The sequence below is a fragment of the Bradyrhizobium sp. UFLA05-89 genome (genome assembly GCF_059803475.1).
The window spans coordinates 1-18,631 of sequence record NZ_JBANBA010000115.1; the positions used below are offsets into that span (position 1 = coordinate 1).

Here is an 18,631-nt window from a genome sequence, read left to right on the forward strand (position 1 = left end):
CTGAAGTTGTAGTTGGAGGGGGACGGCGACGCGCGAGATCTGCACGCGCCAGATCGTCGGCAGCGTCGCCGTGCTGACGCTGAACCGCCCCGCCGCGCGCAACAGCCTGTCGGAGGCGATGATCGGCCAGCTGCATGCGAGCTTCAACGCGATTGCCGAGGACAAGCGCATCCGCGCCGCCGTCATTGCGGCCAACGGCCCGGCCTTTTCCGCCGGCCACGACATGAAGGAATTGACCGCGCGCCGCAGCGATCCCGATCGCGGCCGCGCCTATTTCGCCGAGATGATGAACGCCTGCAGCGCGATGATGCAGGCGATCGTGCGCCTGCCCAAGCCCGTGGTCGCAGCCGTCCAGGGGATCGCGACGGCGGCCGGCTGCCAGCTCGTCGCGAGCTGCGATCTTGCGATCGCTTCGGACGCCGCAAGCTTTGCGACGCCCGGCGTCGACATCGGCCTGTTCTGCTCGACGCCGATGGTGGCGCTGTCGCGCAACGTGCCGCGCAAGCAGGCGATGGAAATGCTGCTCACCGGCGAGCCGATCCCCGCCACACGTGCCCGCGAGATCGGCCTCGTCAACCGTGTGGTCGCGGCCGGCACCGAACGCGATGCCGCGATTGCGCTGGCCGAACAGGTCGCGCTGAAATCTACCTACACCGTCAAGCTCGGCAAGGAGGCGTTCTACCGCCAGGCCGAAATGAGCCTTGCGGATGCCTATCGCTATGCGGCGGAGGTGATGACCGAGAACATGATGGCGCGCGACGCCGAGGAAGGCATCGGCGCGTTCATCGAAAAGCGCGAGCCGAAATGGGAAGATAGGTAAGCAGCCAACTCCTCATCCTGAGGAGCCGCGGAACGCGGCATCTCGAAGGATGAAGGCCCCGCCGGTGGCCTCATGGTTCGAGACGCACGTTCCGCGCTCCTCGCCATGAGGGGCTAGAGAAAAGAGCAAAATGAATCACGACGCCTATCCCGACAATTACATCCGCGGCATCCTCAACAGCGTGAAGTCGATCGCGATGGTCGGCGCCTCGCCGGTCAATGTGCGGCCGAGCTATTTTGCTTTCAAATATCTGGCGCAGCGCGGCTACGACATGATCCCGGTCAATCCCGGTCATGTCGGCAAGGAGCTCATCGGAAAGCCCTTCGTCGCCTCGCTCGCCGATATCGGCCGTCCGGTCGACATGATCGACATCTTCCGCAACTCCAGCCACATCATGCCCGTGGTCGAGGAGGCGTTGAGGCTCGATCCGCTGCCGAAGGTGATCTGGATGCAGCTGGGGGCACGCGACGACGCGGCCGCGGAGAAGGCCGAGGCCGCTGGTATCAAGGTCGTGATGAACCGCTGTCCCAAGATCGAATATGGCCGGCTATCCTCGGAAATATCCTGGATGGGCGTCAATTCGCGCACGCTCAGCTCCAAACGTCCGCCCGCGCCGACGCAAGGCATGCAATTGTCGCTCAATCGCATGAGCGTCGGCGGCGGCAATACCGCAGCGGCCGATCGCGCGGCCAAGAACAAGACCGAGCAGAGCTGACGCACCCGAAAAAGGTTCAAGTTCTGAGCGCGACATAGCGAAGCACGTTTCGAGCTGACGCGGCTTGACGCCGGGCGCGGCCCCGATCAGCATGCCGCGCGTTTTCAGACGACCCAAGAACAGGACGCCACGAATGAGCGATCGCCTTCCGGGATTTTCGACCCTTGCCGTGCATGCCGGTGCACAGCCCGATCCGACGACCGGTGCGCGCGCAACGCCGATTTATCAGACGACCTCTTTCGTCTTCAACGACGCCGATCATGCCGCCTCGCTGTTTGGCCTCCAGTCGTTCGGCAACATCTATACCCGCATCGGCAATCCCACGAATGCGGTGCTGGAAGAGCGCGTCGCAGCGCTCGAAGGCGGCACCGCCGCGCTTGCGGTGGCCTCGGGCCATGCCGCGCAGGTCGTGGTGATGCAGCAATTGCTCCAGCCCGGCGACGAATTCATCGCCGCGCGAAAGCTCTATGGCGGCTCGATCAACCAGTTCACCCACTCGTTCAAGAGCTTTGGCTGGAACGTGGTGTGGGCCGATCCCGATGACATTGCGAGCTTCGAGCGCGCGGTGACGCCGCGCACCAAGGCGATCTTCGTCGAGTCCATCGCCAATCCCGGCGGCAGCATCACCGACATCGAGGCGATCTCCACGGTTGCCCGCAAGGCCGGCGTGCCGCTGATCGTCGACAATACGCTGGCGACACCCTATCTGATCAAGCCGATCGACCACGGCGCCGACATCGTCGTGCACTCGCTGACGAAATTTCTGGGCGGCCATGGCAACTCGATCGGCGGCGTCATCGTCGATGCCGGCACCTTCGACTGGTCGAAGGACGGCAAATATCCGATGCTGTCCGAGCCGCGCCCCGAATACCATGGCATCAAGCTGCACGAGACCTTTGGCAATTTCGCCTTCGCGATCGCCTGCCGCGTGCTCGGGCTGCGCGACCTCGGTCCTGCTCTGTCGCCCTTCAACGCCTTCCTCATCCTCACCGGCATCGAGACGCTGCCGCTGCGCATGCAGAAGCACTGCGACAATGCCAAGGCGATCGCCGAATTCCTGTCCGGCCACTCCGCCGTGGCGTCGGTGAGCTATGCGGGTCTGGCGAACGACAAGTACAATCAGCTCGCGCGCAAATACGCGCCGAAGGGTGCCGGCGCGGTATTCACCTTCAGCTTGAAGGGCGGTTATGACGCCGGCGTCAGCCTGGTGTCGAAGCTGACGCTGTTCTCGCATCTGGCCAATGTCGGCGACACCCGCTCGCTGGTGATCCACCCCGCCTCGACCACACACAGCCAGCTCGACGATGCCGCCAAAGTAAAGTCCGGCGCCGGCCCCGACGTGGTGCGCTTGTCGATCGGCATCGAGGACAAGGAGGACCTGATCGCGGACCTCGAACAGGCCCTGGGCGCGTAATTTGCTGTCATTCCGGGGCGCCTCGAAGAGGCGAACCCGGAATCTCGCGCCGCAGCTTCTGGATTCCGGGTTCGTCGCTCCGGGCCGCGCTTGCGGTCCCGTCGCGACGCCCCGGAATGACGGGGCTCTCGTTAACGCTCCTCGCGCAATTGGCTGACATACTGGGTCGCCCAGATTGATTCGGAGCCGACCATGCTGCGCTGGATAATGTGCCCTCTGGCCGTGATGCTGATGGTCACCAGCGCGCTCGCGGCCGATCAGGTCGTCGTGCACAAGAAGCGACACGTCGAGCGCTTGCCGCCGGGGCTGCCGCGTCCGCATTACAAATACCGCACCACGATCGCACCGGCGGAGCCGCCGAAGGTCTGGGTCGAGACCGATCCGGACGCGTTGATCTCGCCGGCCTACGGCGTCGGCAGCTACATCCGCAATCTGCCGGGCACCCCGCTCCTGCCGGGCGCGCATACGCTGCCGGGTTATTACGGCCGGCCCTGGGACTATGATTATCAGGGGGCGTATTACGGCGGCCCGCAGGTCGACTATTTCTGGCGCCTGCCCTACGCCTGCGGCGTCTACGGCTATTGCTGATCAGCCAGCCTGGCTCGCGCGGACGACGCGCGAATAGGTCTCCGCGGGCTTTCGCGCCGCGAGCCGCTCGGCCTGCATCACCGCCAGCGTCAGCACGAGGATCGCGACGGCCTGATGTGCGAGCGCAAGGCCGATCGGCACCTGGTTAAGCAGTGTCAGGATGCCGAGCATCGCTTGCAAGCTCACCGCCGCAAACAGCCACACGGCGCCGCCCGCAGCAGAACCTGCGCGCGAGCGCACGGCATCGAACGCGTGTAGTGCCGCCAGCGCGAACAGCGTATAGGCCGTCATGCGGTGCTCGAACTGCACGGTCAGCACGTTGTCGAACAGGTTGCGCCACCACGGCGTCTCGAACCACAGCCGTTCCGCCGACGGGATGAATGCGCCGTCGATCTCGGGCCAGGTATTGTAGGCGCGCCCTGCCCGCAGACCCGCCACCAGCGCGCCGAGATAAAGCTGCACGAAGGTCACGACGACGAGCACCGCGCTCGTGAACTTCAGTCGCGCTGAGGCAACGATCTCCTGCCGCGCGCCGAGCCGCCGCAAGGTCCAGATGATGCCGGCGAAGATCAGCAGCGCCAGAACCAGATGCGTCGCAAGCCGATACTGCGACACTTCGACACGTTCGGAGAGCCCGGAGGCCACCATCCACCAGCCGACCGCGCCTTGCAGCGCGCCGAGGCCGAACAGCAACCACAGCCGCCGCTTCAGTTCGCTCGATAGACCGCCGCGCCACAGGAAGAACAGGAACGGCAACAAATAGGCGACACCGATGAAGCGGCCGAGCAGCCGGTGGCTCCATTCCCACCAGAAGATGGTCTTGAACTCAGACAGGCTCATGCCGGCATTGAGCTCGCGATACTGCGGGATCTTCTTGTAGGCGTCGAAGGCCTCTGTCCACTGAGTCTCGGTGAGCGGCGGCAGCGCGCCCGTTACCGGCTTCCATTCGACGATCGAGAGCCCGGCCTCCGTCAGTCGCGTCGCGCCGCCGACCAGCACCATCAGCGCGATCAGCGCGGCCACGGCAATGAGCCACCAGCGCACGGCGCGATGCGGGTCGGACGAAGCTGATATCGTGGTCATTTCGGCCGGAAAACCAATGCTTGAACCAGGCTGCGCGCCCCTTATAGTCGCCCGCTCCCGCAGCGCAAGTTACGCGAAAGCCGCAATTTCCCCCATGAAAATCCGCACCCGCAAGTTCCTCGGTACAATCGCGCTCCTGGTGCTGGCGGCGACGTGGGCGCTGCTCGGCATGGCGCTCGCGCAGATGCCGTGGATCGCGGAATCCGGCTGGCGGCAGGCGATCTATTACGTCGTGGTCGGCATGGGCTGGGTGCTGCCGGCTATGCCGGTCGTGAGCTGGATGCAGCGGCCCGACCCGGCCTAGCCTACGCAAACGCGCTTGCGCGTTTGTCGGCAGCAAGCTCGGGTGTCCGCTCATCCGGCCGGATCGAACTTAACTCAAGACGACGTACTGCCCGTCGGCTTCACCGGCGGAAACGTCACGCCGGAGACAAGCACGCGCAGCATCCGCAGCGAGCGGCGCCGGCCGTCCCACGAAATCCGCGGCAACGCGCGCAGATTGGTCCGCCCCTCGACGTCCACGATGCCAGGAATCGTCGACACCGCACTGGCAAAGCCCGCCTCCTCCGCCATCACCACGTGGCTGCGCCGAAACGAGATGCGGTCGCCGAACGGATAGGCAAAGTGTCCGATCTCGCGGTGGAACGCAGACTCCGCCACGGCCTTGCCCATCGCCATCTCACGCGCGGCGGCAATATCTTTCATGGTGGCGAGTGCGGCATAGTTCACCGTCGCGCTGCCGATCGTCACCAGCGGGTCGGCCGCAAGTTTAGAAAGATCCGACCAATCCATCGACGTCTCGCGCCGGATGGTGGCGAGATCGACCCGATAGCGCTTGCAGAGATCGTTGATCGCAGCCGACAGCTCCGCAGGCGGCAAGGTTCTGAGCCACTCTTCGAGCAGCGTGAACAGCTCCTGCTTCTCCGCGCGCTCCGTGACGACGAAACGCTGCTCCTTCTCGCCCATCATCAGGCTGATGCGGCTCTCGCGCGCGATCACCTGTTCGAGCGCGAGCCACCAGGCTTCGCCGACACCGTCGGGAAAGGCGGTCGGCACGTAGACCGTGAAGGGCACGCCGTGGTGCGACAGCACCGGATAGGCGAATGTGGCGAGATCCTTGTATGCACACTCGAAGGTCAGCGCCACGAAGCGCCGCCGCTCGGGCAGCGTCACCGCGCGCCGGCAGACCTCGTCCATGCTGACGATGTCGAACTTCCACCGCTTCAACGCGTAAAGCACGCGGTCGAGGAATTTTGGCGTGATCTCATTGGCAAGCAGCGGCTGGAACGGCGCGCGCCCGCGCGGCCTGACGCGCTGAAAGCGCAGGATCGCTCCGGCGCCGCCTGCGCTTCGTCCGCGCAGCCGGTGCTGGCCGGTGAACCAGGCCAGTTCCAGCCGCAGCCGTTCCATCCATCGATCGTCGGATGCCAAAATCCCACCCATTACGAACCGGCGAGCGGCCGGTTCCCCTTTCCATTGTCCTTACCCTTTGTTGACATTTCTTTGCAAAGGTCGGCCACAGGCCGAACCACGCTTGTTTTCCATTTTCTCGACAGGTTTTGCGAATGACCATGGCTGCGGCGATGCAAAGCCGGACGGCAGAAGCGCCAGCGCGGTCGGAAACGAGCCGTATCGCTGAGGTCGACATCGTCAGCGATCTCGCCATGGCCGAACCGGTCTGGCGTGCGCTGGAGAAGACCGGCCATTTCGGAACACCCTATCAGCGCTTCGACCTGCTCACCCCCTGGCAGCGTCTCGCCGGCGCGCACGAAGGCGCGACGCCGTTCGTCGTCATTGCGCGCGATGCCGAGCGTCGGCCGCTTGTCGTGCTGCCATTGTGCACGCGGCAAAACCATGGTGTCACCGTCGCCTGCTTCATGGGCGGCAAGCATACGACCTTCAACATGGGCTTGTGGGACGCCGATTTCGTCGGCCAGGCCAACACCGCCGATCTCGACGCGCTGTTCGCGGCCCTGCGCGCGCGCGGCGGCATCGACGTGCTCGCGTTATCGCAGCAGCCGATGCGCTGGCGCGACCAGCAAAACCCGTTCGCGCTTCTGCCGCGCCAAAACTCCATCAACGGCTGCCCACTGCTCGCGATGCCGCCGGGCTGCCCGCCGGCGTCACGCATCAGCAACTCCTTCCGCCGGCGTCTGAAGAGCAAGGAAAAGAAACTTCAGGCGCTCTCCGGCTACCGCTATCACGTCCCCACCACCGACGACGACATCACGCGCCTGCTCGACTGGTTCTTTCGCGTCAAGCCCGCGCGGATGGCGGAGCAGAAGCTGCCGAACGTGTTCGCCGAGCCTGGCGTCGAAGCTTTCATCCGAACGGCCTGCCTGACACCGCGCGGCGAGGCCCGCGTCATCGACATCCATGCGTTGGAATGCGACGAAGAAGTGATCGCGATCTTCGCCGGCGTCGCCGACGGCCGCCGCTTCTCGACGATGTTCAACACCTACACGACGTCGGACCATTCGCGCTTCAGCCCCGGCCTGATCCTGATGCGGAACATCATCGACCGCTACGCGGAAGCCGGCTATGACGCGCTCGATCTCGGCATCGGCTCGGACGACTACAAGCGCCTGTTCTGCAAGGGCGACGAAGAGATTTTTGACAGCTTCGTCCCGCTGACCTCGCGTGGCAGGCTGGCGGCGATGGCAATGTCCTCGCTGAGCCACGGCAAGCGCCTGGTGAAGCAGAACCAGATGCTGTTCGACCTGGCGCGAAAGCTGCGGCGGGCGTTTGGGTAAGGCCTACGGCTCCTCGCACCCGCGAGCTGCCTTGGCTCGGGTTGTGGCAGCCTCAAACACCGCAATAAGCCGATCTAGTTGCCATAGCTCGATGTCGTTGACATCAACCAGCTGCTGCGCACGTTCTCGCGCTTCCTGCTCGTTGGCACATTGCAAATTGGCCACGCTTATAACATGGCGGTGCTGATCCAGAAGGTAAGCTCGGTAGTGCGCCATCCCACACCCCCCAGGCCGAGAAATTACTCCACCGATGCGCGAGGTTATCGCAATCAGTCAGTCCCTCGCCAGCAACGCCGACGTTGGGTTTCCTAATGGCGCAAGTGCTAATTGTAGTCTTGTAACAAGGAACGGGCTGCCACATCCGATTTTTGGTAGCCGAGTGCTCCGCACATCGGTGCGCCCTTACCTAGGCCGCCACCACGCGCGGCACCTCCGCTGCATCCGACGGCTGCACCGGCTTCCTCAGCATCGTCACCTCGCTGAAGCCGACCGCCTTGAGCTGCTCGCACATCGAGGTGCGGGCCTCAGTGGGCATGACGGCGTCCGGCACCACGACGGCGCGGGCATTCGTCGTCAGCAGCTCGGCAGGCAGGTCGGAGGCGCTACCGGCGTCGAGCAGCACGTGGTCGTAGACACGGAGCAAGGCATCGATCGCCAGCATCACGCGCGGCGATTGCAGAAGGCTGCGGTCGAAGCCAGGGCGACCTGCCGCCACCAGCTGCAGGCGCGAGAGCTTGTCCTTGGTGATGATCTGCGCGAACGAGGCCTCACCCTGCATCAACTCGGCAAGGCCCGGTGCTGCCGGGTCGGCCGAGATGGCCGAAATCGTCGGCGACGATGCGGCGAGGTCGACGACCACGACCCGCGCATCGCGCACCAGATGGCGCGCCAGCGTCAACGCGGTCAGCGTGATGCCCTCGCCCGCCGCGGTGCCGAGCACAGTCACCTTGCGCGCGGCGGCGCCGGCGCTGCGCAGGCCGTCGGCGAGCTGTTCGATCTCGGCGAACTCGGTGATGCCTGCATCGAAAGCCATCTCCGGCTGGAGCGGCGGCGGCTCGCTCACCACCGGCTGGGACTCGGGCTCGGGCTCGACGATTGGTTCACTGGGGGCAGTCGCGCGCGAGGCGGCTGAGGCAGGCGTGAATGCGGCAATTGCGCGCGGCGCGGTCATGCGCAGGAGCTCGCCGGTGACGACGACGCCGGTGCTAAGCAGCAACGTCGCCAGCGTGGCGATGAGCACGATCGGCAGCTTCTTCGGATAGGCGATCGTGTTCGAGACGATGGCACGCGAAATGATGCGACCTTCGGTCGGCGCGGTATCGATGGTCTCCCGGGCATTGGCCTCGCGATATTTGGCGAGATAGGTCTCGAGCAGGTCGCGTTGCGCCTTGGCCTCGCGCTCCAGCGCGCGAAGCTGGACGTCCTGGCCGTTGGTCGAGGTCGCCTGCTTCTTGAGCTGCTCGAGGCCTACGGTGAGGCTGTCGACGCGGCTGCCGGCGATCCGCGCGTCGTTCTCCAGCGAGCGGGAGATCTTGCCCGCCTCGTCACGGATCTGCGTGTCGAGGTCGCCGATCTGCGCCTTCAACTCCTTGATGCGCGGATGATTGCCGAGCAGCGTCGAGGACTGCTCGGCGAGCTGCGCCCGCAGCGTCACCCGCTGCTCGGACAACCGGCGCATCAGCTCGGAATTCAGCACCTCCGATGCCTCGATCGGCTTGCCGCTCTGGAGCATCTCGCGGATCAGCCGCGCCCTGGCTTCGGCATCGGCCCTCATCGCGCGCGCATTGTTGAGCTGGGTGTTGAGCTCGCCCATCTGCTGGTTCGACAGCGTGGTGTTGTTGGTGCCGACGAACAGCGACGATTTGGAGCGAAAATCCTCGGCCTTGGCCTCGGCTTCCGAAACCTTCCTGCGCAGGTTCTCGATCTCGCCCGACAGCCACGCGCTGGCGGACTTGGCCTGCTCCTGGCGCGCGCTCTGTTGCAGCACCAGATAGCCGTCGGCGATCGAATTGGCGACGCGCGCGGCGAGGTCCGGATCGGTCGACTGGAATTCGACGACGATCACGCGCGACTTGTCGACCGCATAGGCGGTCAGGCGGTCGTAATAGGCATCCAGCACCCGCTCTTCCGGCGTCATCGAGAACGGATCGCGGCCGATTCCGAACAATGCCGCCAGCGACTTCAGCGGCGAGATACCGCGCAGGACCGGGTCGAATTCGGGCAGCTCCGCGAGCTTGTTCTTCTTGATGATCTCGCGCGCCAGATCGCGCGACAGCACGAGCTGCACCTGGCTGGTGACGGCCTCGGCGTCGAGCGCCTGCCGCTCCTCGGTGCTGCGGTCGCTGGACGGACGCAGGAAGACGTTCTCGCGCCCGTCGATCAGGATGCGGGCTTCCGACTTGTAGCGCGGCGTCACCAGATTGACGCCGGCGAGCGCGAGCACCAGCGCCAGCACCGTCGGCACGATGATGAAGCCGCGCCTGCGCTTGAGCGCAGCGCCGAGCGCGTGCAGATCGATGTCGCCGGATTCGGCTTGCGCCTGCCGCGCGACACCGGCCGCGAGCATCGGCTCGGGCTTGTGCAAGGCCCGTTCGATCACGGCCTTGTCCTTGCCGTCACGCCAGAACGCAAAACGCATCGCACACTCCCGCAGGGCAACGCCGCCGCCCACCTCAACCGAGGCGATTACACTCCATTATGGTTGCCGCTGGGTTAATCGCGCCGCACGCGTGCAGGGCGCGATGCGCGAATACCGTTTGTTAACCATGAGGCCGCTTAATCGGGATCGATAATTCAGTGGATTGCTCCGTCATCGCTCGCGAGCGCTGGTTCAGATCATGCCCCCCTCTCTCGACCAGCCGCTTCGCATCCTGCACGCCGTGCGTGCCCCGGTCGGTGGCATCTTCCGTCATATCCTCGATCTCGCCAACGGCCAGGTCGATCGCGGACATCATGTCGGCATTCTCGCCGACGATCTCACCGGTGGGGAGCGCGCAGCGAACGCGCTGGCCGAGATCGCGCCACGCCTGAAGCTCGGCGTCTATCGACTCGCGATCCGCCGCGACCCATCGCCCGAAGACTTTCTCGTCTGGCTGCGCATGAGGCGCCTGATCGCCAAGCTCAAGCCGGATGTGATGCATGGCCATGGCGCCAAGGCCGGCGCCTTCGTGCGGCTCAGGCGGCGCTCGAACGACACCATCCGCATCTACACCCCGCACGGCGGCTCGCTGCACTATCCTCTGCACACCTTCAAGGGCGAGTTTTACGCGCGACTTGAACGGACCCTGACCAACAGCACCGACCTGTTCCTGTTCGAAAGCGCCTTTGCCCGCGACACCTATCAGCGCATCGTCGGCAAGCCCAAAGGCGTCGTGCGCTGCGTCTTCAACGGCGTAACGCCTGAAGAATTCGAGCCCGTCGTCATTGCCGACGATGCGACCGACCTCGCCTATGTCGGCGAGTTTCGGCACATCAAGGGCGCTGATCTCCTCGTTGACGCCGTGGCGCGTCTGCACGGTCAGGGTCGGAACGTCACGCTGACACTCGGCGGCGATGGCGAGGAGATGGCGGCGCTGAAGGCGCAGGTCGAAAGGCTCGGCCTGACCAATTCGATCCGCTTCATCGGCCACGTCAAGGCGCGCTACGGCTTCTCCAAGGGGAGGCTGCTGGTTGTTCCTTCGCGCGGCGATTCCATGCCCTATGTCGTGATCGAAGCCGGTGCGGCCGGCATCCCCATGATCGCCGCGAAGGTCGGCGGCATTCCCGAGATCTTTGACGCCGGGAGTTCCGCCCTCTTCGCTCCGAGCAATGCCGAGGCCATGGCGGAGGCCATTGGGGCTGCGCTGGACGATCCTCAAGCGACGAGCCAGCGCGCGGCGAGGTTGCGCGAGCGGATCTCGACGCACTTCTCCCAGCAGGCGATGGTGGACGGCGTGCTTGCCGGCTATCGCGACGCATTTACCGATCATTAACCGCTCTTAAGGCGGTTTTAGAATTTCTTCCGATTTGTCCGATAAGCGAGAGCGAGGGGGACTCCCGCGCTTCGCGCGCCTAAATGCGCGCCCGGCGGGGTGTCAGGAATGGACGTGGACGACTGTGGAACCACTCAACGCACGCTCGATGCTCGACGCCGCCACCAGCGCGGCCGCACCCGCTGACAGGCCCTTTGTCGAACGCCGTCGCCGGCTTACGCCGGCAGCACTTGCTGTCGTCAACCAGAAGGTCGCCCGCGCCTATTCGCCGATCGTGATCGCCGGCTTCGTGCGCATCGCGGATTTTGTCCTGCTCAGCCTCGTCGGCACGGTACTCTACTTCGGCTATGTCGCGCCGCAGACCGGCTTCCGCTGGGAATATCTCGCCGCGATCTGCGCCGCCGCACTGGCAGCCGTGATCTGCTTCCAGGCCGCCGATATGTATCAGGTGCAGCTCTTCCGCGGTCAGCTCCGCCAGATGACGCGGATGATTTCGTCCTGGTCGTTCGTGTTCCTGCTGTTCATAGGCATGTCGTTCTTCGCCAGGGTCGGCAGTGAAGTCTCGCGGCTGTGGCTCGCCGCCTTCTTCTTCCTTGGCCTCGCCGCGCTCGTCGCCGAGCGCCTGGCGCTGCGAACGCTGGTGCGTACCTGGGCGCGCGAGGGCCGGCTCGACCGCCGCACCATCATCGTCGGCTCCGACAGCAACGGCGAAGAGCTTGTCGAGGCGCTGAAGGCGCAGGAGGACTCCGATATCCACGTGCTTGGCGTGTTCGACGATCGCAACGACAGTCGCGCGCTCGACACCTGCGCCGGCGCGGCGAAGCTCGGCAAGGTCGACGACATCGTCGAGTTCGCTCGCCGCACCCGCGTCGATCTCGTGCTGTTCGCGCTGCCGATCTCGGCGGAGACGCGCATCCTCGAGATGCTGAAGAAGCTCTGGGTGCTGCCGGTCGACATCCGCCTCTCCGCGCACACCAACAAGCTGCGTTTCCGTCCCCGCTCCTATTCCTATCTCGGCGAGGTGCCGACCCTCGACGTGTTCGAGGCGCCGATCACCGACTGGGACCTGGTGATGAAATGGCTGTTCGACCGCATCGTCGGCGGCCTCGCGTTGCTCGCGGCCCTTCCCGTGATGGCGCTGGTGGCGCTGGCGGTGAAGCTCGACAGCCCCGGCCCCGTGCTATTCCGCCAAAAACGCTTCGGCTTCAACAACGAGCGCATCGACGTCTACAAATTCCGTTCGATGTATCACCATCAGGCTGACCCGACAGCCTCGAAGGTCGTCACGAAGAACGATCCGCGCGTCACCCGCGTCGGCCGCTTCATCCGCAAGACCAGCCTCGACGAATTGCCGCAACTCTTCAACGTGATCTTCTCCGGCAATCTCTCCCTCGTCGGCCCGCGCCCGCACGCCGTCCAGGGCAAGCTCCAGAGCCGCCTGTTCGACGAGGCCGTCGACGGCTATTTCGCCCGTCACCGCGTCAAGCCGGGCATCACCGGCTGGGCCCAGATCAACGGCTGGCGCGGCGAGATCGACAACGAAGAGAAGATCCAGAAGCGCGTCGAGTTCGACCTCTACTACATCGAGAACTGGTCGGTGCTGTTCGACCTCTACATCCTCCTGAAGACGCCGATCTCGCTGCTGACCAAGAACGAGAACGCGTATTGATGGTGGATCGCCCAAGCCAAGCTGTCATCGCCCGGCTTGACCGGACGATCCAGTAATCACCGGCAGCGGACGTCACCACTGACGGCGCGGAGTACTGGATGCCCCGCCTTCGCGGGGCATGACTGCGGAAGTTGTGTCGAGAAACTGCGTAACTGCGTGAGCGTATGATGGCGTATGCGGCGACAGCCGGGGGAATGAACGTAGCGCGACCTGCTGCGCCCGGCGTGCTGGCCTTGCAGCGCGCGATGGTGTGGCTGGCCGGCGCCTCCGGCGCGGTCGTCTTCATCGAGCCCAGCCCCTACGAGATCGTGACGCTGCTTGCGACCGTCACCTTCTTCGCCACCGGCCTGCGGCTTCGCCTCGTCTTCATGCCGCTCGTGCTGCTGCTGATCCTGCTCAATGTCGGCTACACCGTGAGCGCCATTCCGCTGCTCGGCCAGTCCGAGGTGGCAAGCTGGATCGCGACCTCCTGGTACATGGCGGTGACGGTGGTGTTCTTCGCCATGGTCACATCGGAGGATACGGCGGCGCGGCTCGACATGCTGCGGCGCGGCCTCGTGGTCGGCGCGATGGTCGCCTCCACCTCGGCAATCGCTGGCTACTTCAATCTCGTTCCCGGCGGCCACGACCTCCTGACGCTCTACGAGCGCGCGCGCGGCACATTCAAGGACCCGAACGTACTCGGCGCGTTCCTGATCCTGCCGGCGCTGTTTTCGTTGCAAAGCGTGGTCTCGGACAGGCTGGCCAAGGCGTTCCGCAACGCGATCGCCTTCGCCATCATGGCGCTCGCGATCCTGCTCGCCTTCTCCCGTGCCGCCTGGGGCGGCCTGATCCTGACCTCCGGCTTCATGCTGGCGCTCATGGTGCTGACCAGCCCGAGCAATGCGCAGCGCTCGCGCATCATCGTCATGGCGCTGGTTGCGGCCGCGCTGGGGCTGGCGCTGGTCGCCATCCTGCTCTCATTCGACTCCATCGCCGAGATGTTCAAGCAGCGCGCGAGCTTCGACCAGAGCTATGACGAAGGCCGCTTCGGCCGCTTCGGTCGCCACATCCTCGGCGCGGAGATGGCGCTCGACCTGCCGTTCGGCATCGGTCCCCTGCAATTCCACCGCTACTTCCCGGAAGATACCCACAACTCCTATCTCAACGCCTTCATGTCGGGAGGCTGGCTCTCCGGCATCTGCTATCCCGCGTTGGTCTTCACCACCGTGATCACAGGCTTTCGCCACGTCTTCGTACGCGTGCCCTGGCAGCGCGCTTATCTAGCGATCTTCTCTGCCTTCGTCGGCACCGTCGGCGAAAGCTTTATCATCGACACCGACCACTGGCGGCATTTCTGGATGATGCTGGGGGCGATGTGGGGCACGATCGCGGCCGCGCAGGCCTATAAGGCGATGCACTCGGACGTTGGCAAGGCTTCGCTGGAGTCCTAGCAAGCGTTTCGCAAAACGCGGCACACGGCCAGCGGGACGCCGCGCCTTGTCTTTTCCTCGTCCTGCTGCGCTGCGTCCAACCATCTCGAATATGTCCAATCCGTGATGCTCAGGCGCAGACATCTCGATTGACAAGCGGAGACCCGACAATTCTAATCGATTGACCTTTCGCGAGAGCCGTTTGCTCGGACGAAATGGGGCTCGAATGCAGGTCGCGACGCAAAGAAGCGCGGTTGCACAATGATGAAAAAGACGAACCAAGTCGTTCGCGAGGAAATCGTCTGCGAAATGGGAGGGGCGCCGCAGTGACAGGCGATGGCCCTCGGCGCAGTGATGACGAGCCGCCCGAGGGCACTCAGTCCAAGGTGCTTCGGATCGATCGTCTGTGCAAGCGCTTCGGCGGTACCCAGGCCCTCAACGAGGTGAGCATGGCCGTGGGCCGCGGCGAGGTCGTCGCTCTTCTTGGCGAGAACGGCGCGGGCAAGTCGACCCTGATCAAAATCCTGGCGGGCGTGTACTCCGCCGACAGCGGAACCATCTCCTATGCAGGCCAGGATATGACGTCCTCGGTCAGGCGCCTGCCCCTATCGTTCATCCATCAGGATCTCGGACTGATCGACTGGATGACGGTTGCCGAAAACATCTGCCTGACCCTCGGCTATCCCCGCCGTTTCGGCGTCATCGACTGGACCAAGGCGCGCAAGCGGGCCGAGCTTGCCCTTGCAAGACTCGGCGCCGACATCGATCCGGACCTCCGTATCCAAAGCCTGACACGAACGGAGAAATCGCTGGTCGCGATCGCCCGTGCGCTCGCGACTGACGCGGAAATCCTGGTGCTTGATGAGCCGACCGCAAGTCTTCCTGCGGACGAGGTATTGCGCCTGTTCACGGCACTCCGCCGCCTGCGCGATCACGGTGTAGGCATGATCTACGTCTCGCATCGGCTCGACGAGGTGTTCGAAGTCGCCGACCGGATGGTCGTATTGCGCGACGGCCGGATGGCCGGCGAGCGCATGATCACGCAGACATCGCCGGATGAAACCATCCTGCTCATTGTCGGACGCGAGCCATCTCAGGTCTTCCGACGGCCCGCCGAGCGCGAAGGCGCAGCTCGCCTCGGGCTCGACCATGCATCGATGACGTCCGTCGGGCCGATCGACTGCCGCATCCACGCCGGCGAAATCGTTGGTCTCGTCGGCTTGCGTGGCGCAGGCCAGGAGGCCCTCGGCCGCGCGCTGTTCGGCATGGAAGCGGTTACCAGCGGACGAATCCTGATCGACGGTGTGCCCGTCGAGATCAATTCTCCGCGGAGTGCGATGGATCTGGGAATCAGCCTCGTCTGCGCGGACCGCGTCGGAGAATCCATCGTCCCGGGCCTGTCGGTGCGGGAGAACTTCTTCCTCAATCCCCTCGCAGCAGGACACGCGGCTTCAACCTGGCTTGCGCCGGCGAAGGAGCGAGCAACGGCCAGGCGGCTCGGCGTGACTGTTGATCTTCGGCCCAATGATCCGAACCTGGCGATCGAGCTATTGTCCGGCGGAAACCAGCAGAAGGTTGCGATCGGGCGCTGGCTCAATCTGAAATCCAAGGTCTATGTCTTCGAGGACCCGACGGCCGGCGTGGACGTCGGCTCGAAAGCAGAGATTTACAAGCTGTTCGATGTGGCGCTCTCCGAAGGCGCCGCCATTCTGATCGTGTCGACCGACTTCGAGGAGATCGCGAAGGTCTGCCATCGCGCGCTGGTGTTCAGCCGCGGCCACGTCGTTCGCGAGCTTCATTCCGACGATCTGTCCATCAGCAATCTGTTGTCCGCCGCTTCCGCCAGCGTCGCGGGCAGCTCCGTCGCAGCGTAAGGGGCGGCACACTGACCGAGGCCTAAGATGCAATCCATCAAGTCGAATGCCCTGGAGCCTACGCGACCCGAACTCGCAGCGCTGACCAACGGGCAGGCGATCTTGCGATTGCTCCCGGTGTACGGCTTGCCGTTGCTGACGTTGCTCCTGATCATCTTCTTCTCGATCGCTCTGCCGGATACTTTTCCGACCTGGCTCAACGCACGCTCGATCCTTGCGGACAAATCCATCGTCGCGCTGCTGGCGCTCGCTGCGACCCTGCCGATGATGGCCGGCCGCATCGATCTCACGGTCGGCTTCGGCATCGTGATGTGGCACATCCTGGCGATCAGCTTCCAAGTGAAATACGGCATCTCGTGGCCGATCGCGATCCTGCTGGTCGTGGCTTGCGCGGGCTTCGTCGGTCTCGTCAATGGCGTGCTGGTCGAAGTCGCCCAGGTCGATGCCTTCGTCGCGACGCTGGGCACCGGCACGATCCTCTATGCGCTTGCGCTCTGGCACACCGAAGGCCGCCAGATCATCGGCAATCTGCCGCCCGATTTCGTGGCGATTAATTGGGCGTCGGTATTCGGCATACCGATCCCCGCCTTCTACGTGATCGGGCTTGCAATTGTCTTGTGGATCGTCAGCGAGCGCCTGCCGATCGGCCGTTTCATCTACGCGATTGGTGCCAACGAGAAGGCAGCAGCGCTCAACGGCATTCCGGTACGGGCCTATGTGATCGGCGTGTTCGTGGCTTCCGGCGTCATCACCGGGCTCGCAGGTTGCGTGCTCGGGGCAAAGCTGCGCATCGGCCAGGCGAATGTGGGGCTCGATTTCCTTCTCCCTGCCCTCGTCGGCGCCTTCCTGGGATCGACGACAATCAAGCCCGGCCGCGTCAATGTTTGGGGGAGTGTGTTCGGCATCCTCATTCTCGCCGTCGGCATTTCCGGCATCCAGTTATTCGGCGGCGCTTTCTTCATCGAGCCCCTTTTCAACGGCACGACGCTGGTCGTCGCGATCGCGCTTGCAGCGTTCGCGCAGCGCCGTCGCGCGGTCGCCAAGCCGCCGCCACGCGATCCAAAGGCAATGCCGACCCAATCAAAATCCGCAGAGACGGCCAGGGCCACCTGACGTCGCTGCGTAAGCCGCCGGCAAAGCCGGCCTGGCGGCCGCTTCTGGCTGCCAGTTCAATCCGGGGAGAGAAGCAATGATAGCGAGCAAAGTCGTACTGAAAGGGCTTTTGACGTCGGCGAGCGTGCTACTGCTCGGCACGGCCTGGGCGCGCGCCGATGACGACGCGGCCTATATCGAAAAGGCAAAGACCTTTCTTCAAGACGTGGCAGCACCCGTGACCAAATGGGACGGGCCGACCATGGGTCCGAAAGCACAGGGCAAGAAGCTGATCGTCATCGTCTCGACCGATCAGCGCAATGGCGGTGCGCAAGGCGCGGGCGACGGCGCGGCGGAGGCTGCAAAAGCGTTGGGATGGGACGTGCGCCAGCTCGACGGTCAGGGCACCGTGCCCGGACACGCAACCGCGCTGACGCAGGCGATCGCGATGAGGCCCAACGGCATCCTCAACGTCGGCATCGATAGCAAGGAGCAGCAACCTCTGCTCGAGCAGGCTGCTGCCGCCGGTATCAAGATCATCGGCTGGCATGCCGGCCCGACGCCGGGACCGGTCGAGGGTATTCCCGCCGTCTTCACCAACGTGACGACTGATCCGACCGAGGTCGCGAAATCCGCAGGGCTCCAGGCTGTCGTGAAGTCAGATGGCCACGCCGGCGTCATCCTGTTCACGGACTCGATCTATGCCATCGCAACCGCCAAGACCAACGCGGAGCGGGCTGCCGTGGAAGGCTGCAAGGGCTGCAAGGTGCTTGAAGTCGTCGATACGCCGATTGCCGATCTCTCCAACCGGATGGGCCAGCTCACAACGTCGCTGCTTTCCAAATACGGCAAGCAGTGGACCTACTCGATCGCAGTCAACGACCTCTATTACGACTTCTCGGCGCCAGCACTGCGAGCGGCGGGCGTGGATCCTGCCGAAGGATTCCCGCAGCAGATATCAGCGGGAGACGGTTCAGTTCCTGCGTTCAAGCGCATCCGGGAAAAACAATATCAGAACGCAACCGTGGCCGAGCCATTGAATCTTCAGGGCTGGATCATGGTCGATGAGATCAACCGCGCCTTCGCCGGCGAGAAGCCGAGCGGATTCGTTCCCCACGTCCATCTCTTCACCGCCGACAATGTCGAGAAGGACGGCGGCAAGGACAACAAGTTCGATCCCGGCAACGGCTATCGCGACGAATACAAGAAGATCTGGGGCGTGAAGTAGCAGCGCCGGAAG

At 64.3% G+C, this 18,631-nt stretch carries 15 protein-coding genes; 12 read left to right on the top strand and 3 right to left on the bottom strand.

The features are described 5' to 3' along the window. Positions 1 to 37 precede the first annotated feature (37 nt). The 4 genes from SO139_RS37685 to SO139_RS37700 all read left to right on the top strand — a co-directional run bounded on the left by SO139_RS37685 (position 38) and on the right by SO139_RS37700 (position 3,537). Complete coding sequence (locus SO139_RS37685; RefSeq protein ID WP_498541612.1) at positions 38 to 820, top strand: enoyl-CoA hydratase; 783 nt, start codon at positions 38 to 40, stop codon at positions 818 to 820. A 130-nt stretch (positions 821 to 950) separates the two neighbouring features. Next, on the top strand, positions 951 to 1,535 hold the full coding sequence (locus tag SO139_RS37690; RefSeq protein ID WP_449380641.1) for a CoA-binding protein: 585 nt from the start codon (positions 951 to 953) through the stop codon (positions 1,533 to 1,535). Between the two features lie 133 nt (positions 1,536 to 1,668). Next, a complete protein-coding gene (locus SO139_RS37695; RefSeq protein WP_449380642.1) occupies positions 1,669 to 2,949 on the top strand; it encodes an O-acetylhomoserine aminocarboxypropyltransferase in 1,281 nt (426 codons plus the stop codon). 192 nt (positions 2,950 to 3,141) lie between these two features. Continuing rightward, positions 3,142 to 3,537, top strand: a complete 396-nt coding sequence (locus tag SO139_RS37700) for a hypothetical protein (protein ID WP_449380643.1) — start codon at positions 3,142 to 3,144, stop codon at positions 3,535 to 3,537. On the opposite strand, the gene SO139_RS37705 is transcribed toward SO139_RS37700, so the two are convergent. Continuing rightward, the gene (locus SO139_RS37705) at positions 3,538 to 4,620 is read right to left on the bottom strand and encodes a COX15/CtaA family protein (RefSeq protein ID WP_449380644.1); all 1,083 of its coding nucleotides are present in this window, start codon (positions 4,618 to 4,620) and stop codon (positions 3,538 to 3,540) included. It lies immediately after the preceding gene. 94 nt (positions 4,621 to 4,714) lie between these two features. Between SO139_RS37705 and SO139_RS37710 the strand changes: the two genes are divergently transcribed. Further along, complete coding sequence (locus tag SO139_RS37710; protein WP_283035725.1) at positions 4,715 to 4,924, top strand: DUF2842 domain-containing protein; 210 nt, start codon at positions 4,715 to 4,717, stop codon at positions 4,922 to 4,924. Between the two features lie 74 nt (positions 4,925 to 4,998). Here SO139_RS37710 and SO139_RS37715 read toward each other — a convergent pair whose 3' ends face one another. Then, positions 4,999 to 6,051, bottom strand: a complete 1,053-nt coding sequence (locus SO139_RS37715; RefSeq protein ID WP_449380646.1) for a polysaccharide deacetylase family protein — start codon at positions 6,049 to 6,051, stop codon at positions 4,999 to 5,001. A gap of 134 nt (positions 6,052 to 6,185) precedes the next feature. On the opposite strand from SO139_RS37715, the gene SO139_RS37720 reads away from it, so the two are divergent. After that, positions 6,186 to 7,373 (top strand): GNAT family N-acetyltransferase, encoded by a 1,188-nt coding sequence (locus SO139_RS37720; RefSeq protein ID WP_449380647.1) that lies wholly within the window; start codon positions 6,186 to 6,188, stop codon positions 7,371 to 7,373. A 406-nt stretch (positions 7,374 to 7,779) separates the two neighbouring features. On the opposite strand, the gene SO139_RS37725 is transcribed toward SO139_RS37720, so the two are convergent. Further along, the gene (locus tag SO139_RS37725) at positions 7,780 to 10,011 is read right to left on the bottom strand and encodes a GumC family protein (RefSeq protein ID WP_498541607.1); all 2,232 of its coding nucleotides are present in this window, start codon (positions 10,009 to 10,011) and stop codon (positions 7,780 to 7,782) included. Positions 10,012 to 10,210: 199 nt separating this feature from the next. On the opposite strand from SO139_RS37725, the gene SO139_RS37730 reads away from it, so the two are divergent. The 6 genes from SO139_RS37730 to SO139_RS37755 all read left to right on the top strand — a co-directional run bounded on the left by SO139_RS37730 (position 10,211) and on the right by SO139_RS37755 (position 18,619). Then, the gene (locus SO139_RS37730; RefSeq protein ID WP_449380649.1) at positions 10,211 to 11,344 is read left to right on the top strand and encodes a glycosyltransferase family 4 protein; all 1,134 of its coding nucleotides are present in this window, start codon (positions 10,211 to 10,213) and stop codon (positions 11,342 to 11,344) included. A 124-nt stretch (positions 11,345 to 11,468) separates the two neighbouring features. Next, positions 11,469 to 13,013: an undecaprenyl-phosphate glucose phosphotransferase gene (locus tag SO139_RS37735; protein ID WP_474800129.1), complete on the top strand. Its 1,545-nt coding sequence runs from the start codon at positions 11,469 to 11,471 to the stop codon at positions 13,011 to 13,013. Between the two features lie 167 nt (positions 13,014 to 13,180). Then, the gene (locus SO139_RS37740) at positions 13,181 to 14,446 is read left to right on the top strand and encodes an O-antigen ligase family protein (RefSeq protein WP_449380650.1); all 1,266 of its coding nucleotides are present in this window, start codon (positions 13,181 to 13,183) and stop codon (positions 14,444 to 14,446) included. 305 nt (positions 14,447 to 14,751) lie between these two features. After that, positions 14,752 to 16,299, top strand: coding sequence for a sugar ABC transporter ATP-binding protein (locus SO139_RS37745; protein ID WP_449380651.1), 1,548 nt, complete (start codon positions 14,752 to 14,754; stop codon positions 16,297 to 16,299). A 27-nt stretch (positions 16,300 to 16,326) separates the two neighbouring features. After that, positions 16,327 to 17,412: an ABC transporter permease gene (locus SO139_RS37750; RefSeq protein WP_449380652.1), complete on the top strand. Its 1,086-nt coding sequence runs from the start codon at positions 16,327 to 16,329 to the stop codon at positions 17,410 to 17,412. A gap of 76 nt (positions 17,413 to 17,488) precedes the next feature. After that, the gene (locus SO139_RS37755; protein WP_498541608.1) at positions 17,489 to 18,619 is read left to right on the top strand and encodes a substrate-binding domain-containing protein; all 1,131 of its coding nucleotides are present in this window, start codon (positions 17,489 to 17,491) and stop codon (positions 18,617 to 18,619) included. Positions 18,620 to 18,631 lie beyond the last annotated feature (12 nt).

Coding starts and splice junctions, on each gene's coding strand:
- SO139_RS37690 (WP_449380641.1), top strand. CDS start 951: ATGAATCACGACGCCTATCCCGACAATTACATCCGCGGCATCCTCAAC.
- SO139_RS37695 (WP_449380642.1), top strand. CDS start 1,669: ATGAGCGATCGCCTTCCGGGATTTTCGACCCTTGCCGTGCATGCCGGT.
- SO139_RS37700 (WP_449380643.1), top strand. CDS start 3,142: ATGCTGCGCTGGATAATGTGCCCTCTGGCCGTGATGCTGATGGTCACC.
- SO139_RS37705 (WP_449380644.1), bottom strand. CDS start 4,620: ATGACCACGATATCAGCTTCGTCCGACCCGCATCGCGCCGTGCGCTGG.
- SO139_RS37710 (WP_283035725.1), top strand. CDS start 4,715: ATGAAAATCCGCACCCGCAAGTTCCTCGGTACAATCGCGCTCCTGGTG.
- SO139_RS37720 (WP_449380647.1), top strand. CDS start 6,186: ATGACCATGGCTGCGGCGATGCAAAGCCGGACGGCAGAAGCGCCAGCG.
- SO139_RS37725 (WP_498541607.1), bottom strand. CDS start 10,011: ATGCGTTTTGCGTTCTGGCGTGACGGCAAGGACAAGGCCGTGATCGAA.
- SO139_RS37730 (WP_449380649.1), top strand. CDS start 10,211: ATGCCCCCCTCTCTCGACCAGCCGCTTCGCATCCTGCACGCCGTGCGT.
- SO139_RS37740 (WP_449380650.1), top strand. CDS start 13,181: ATGGCGTATGCGGCGACAGCCGGGGGAATGAACGTAGCGCGACCTGCT.
- SO139_RS37750 (WP_449380652.1), top strand. CDS start 16,327: ATGCAATCCATCAAGTCGAATGCCCTGGAGCCTACGCGACCCGAACTC.
- SO139_RS37755 (WP_498541608.1), top strand. CDS start 17,489: ATGATAGCGAGCAAAGTCGTACTGAAAGGGCTTTTGACGTCGGCGAGC.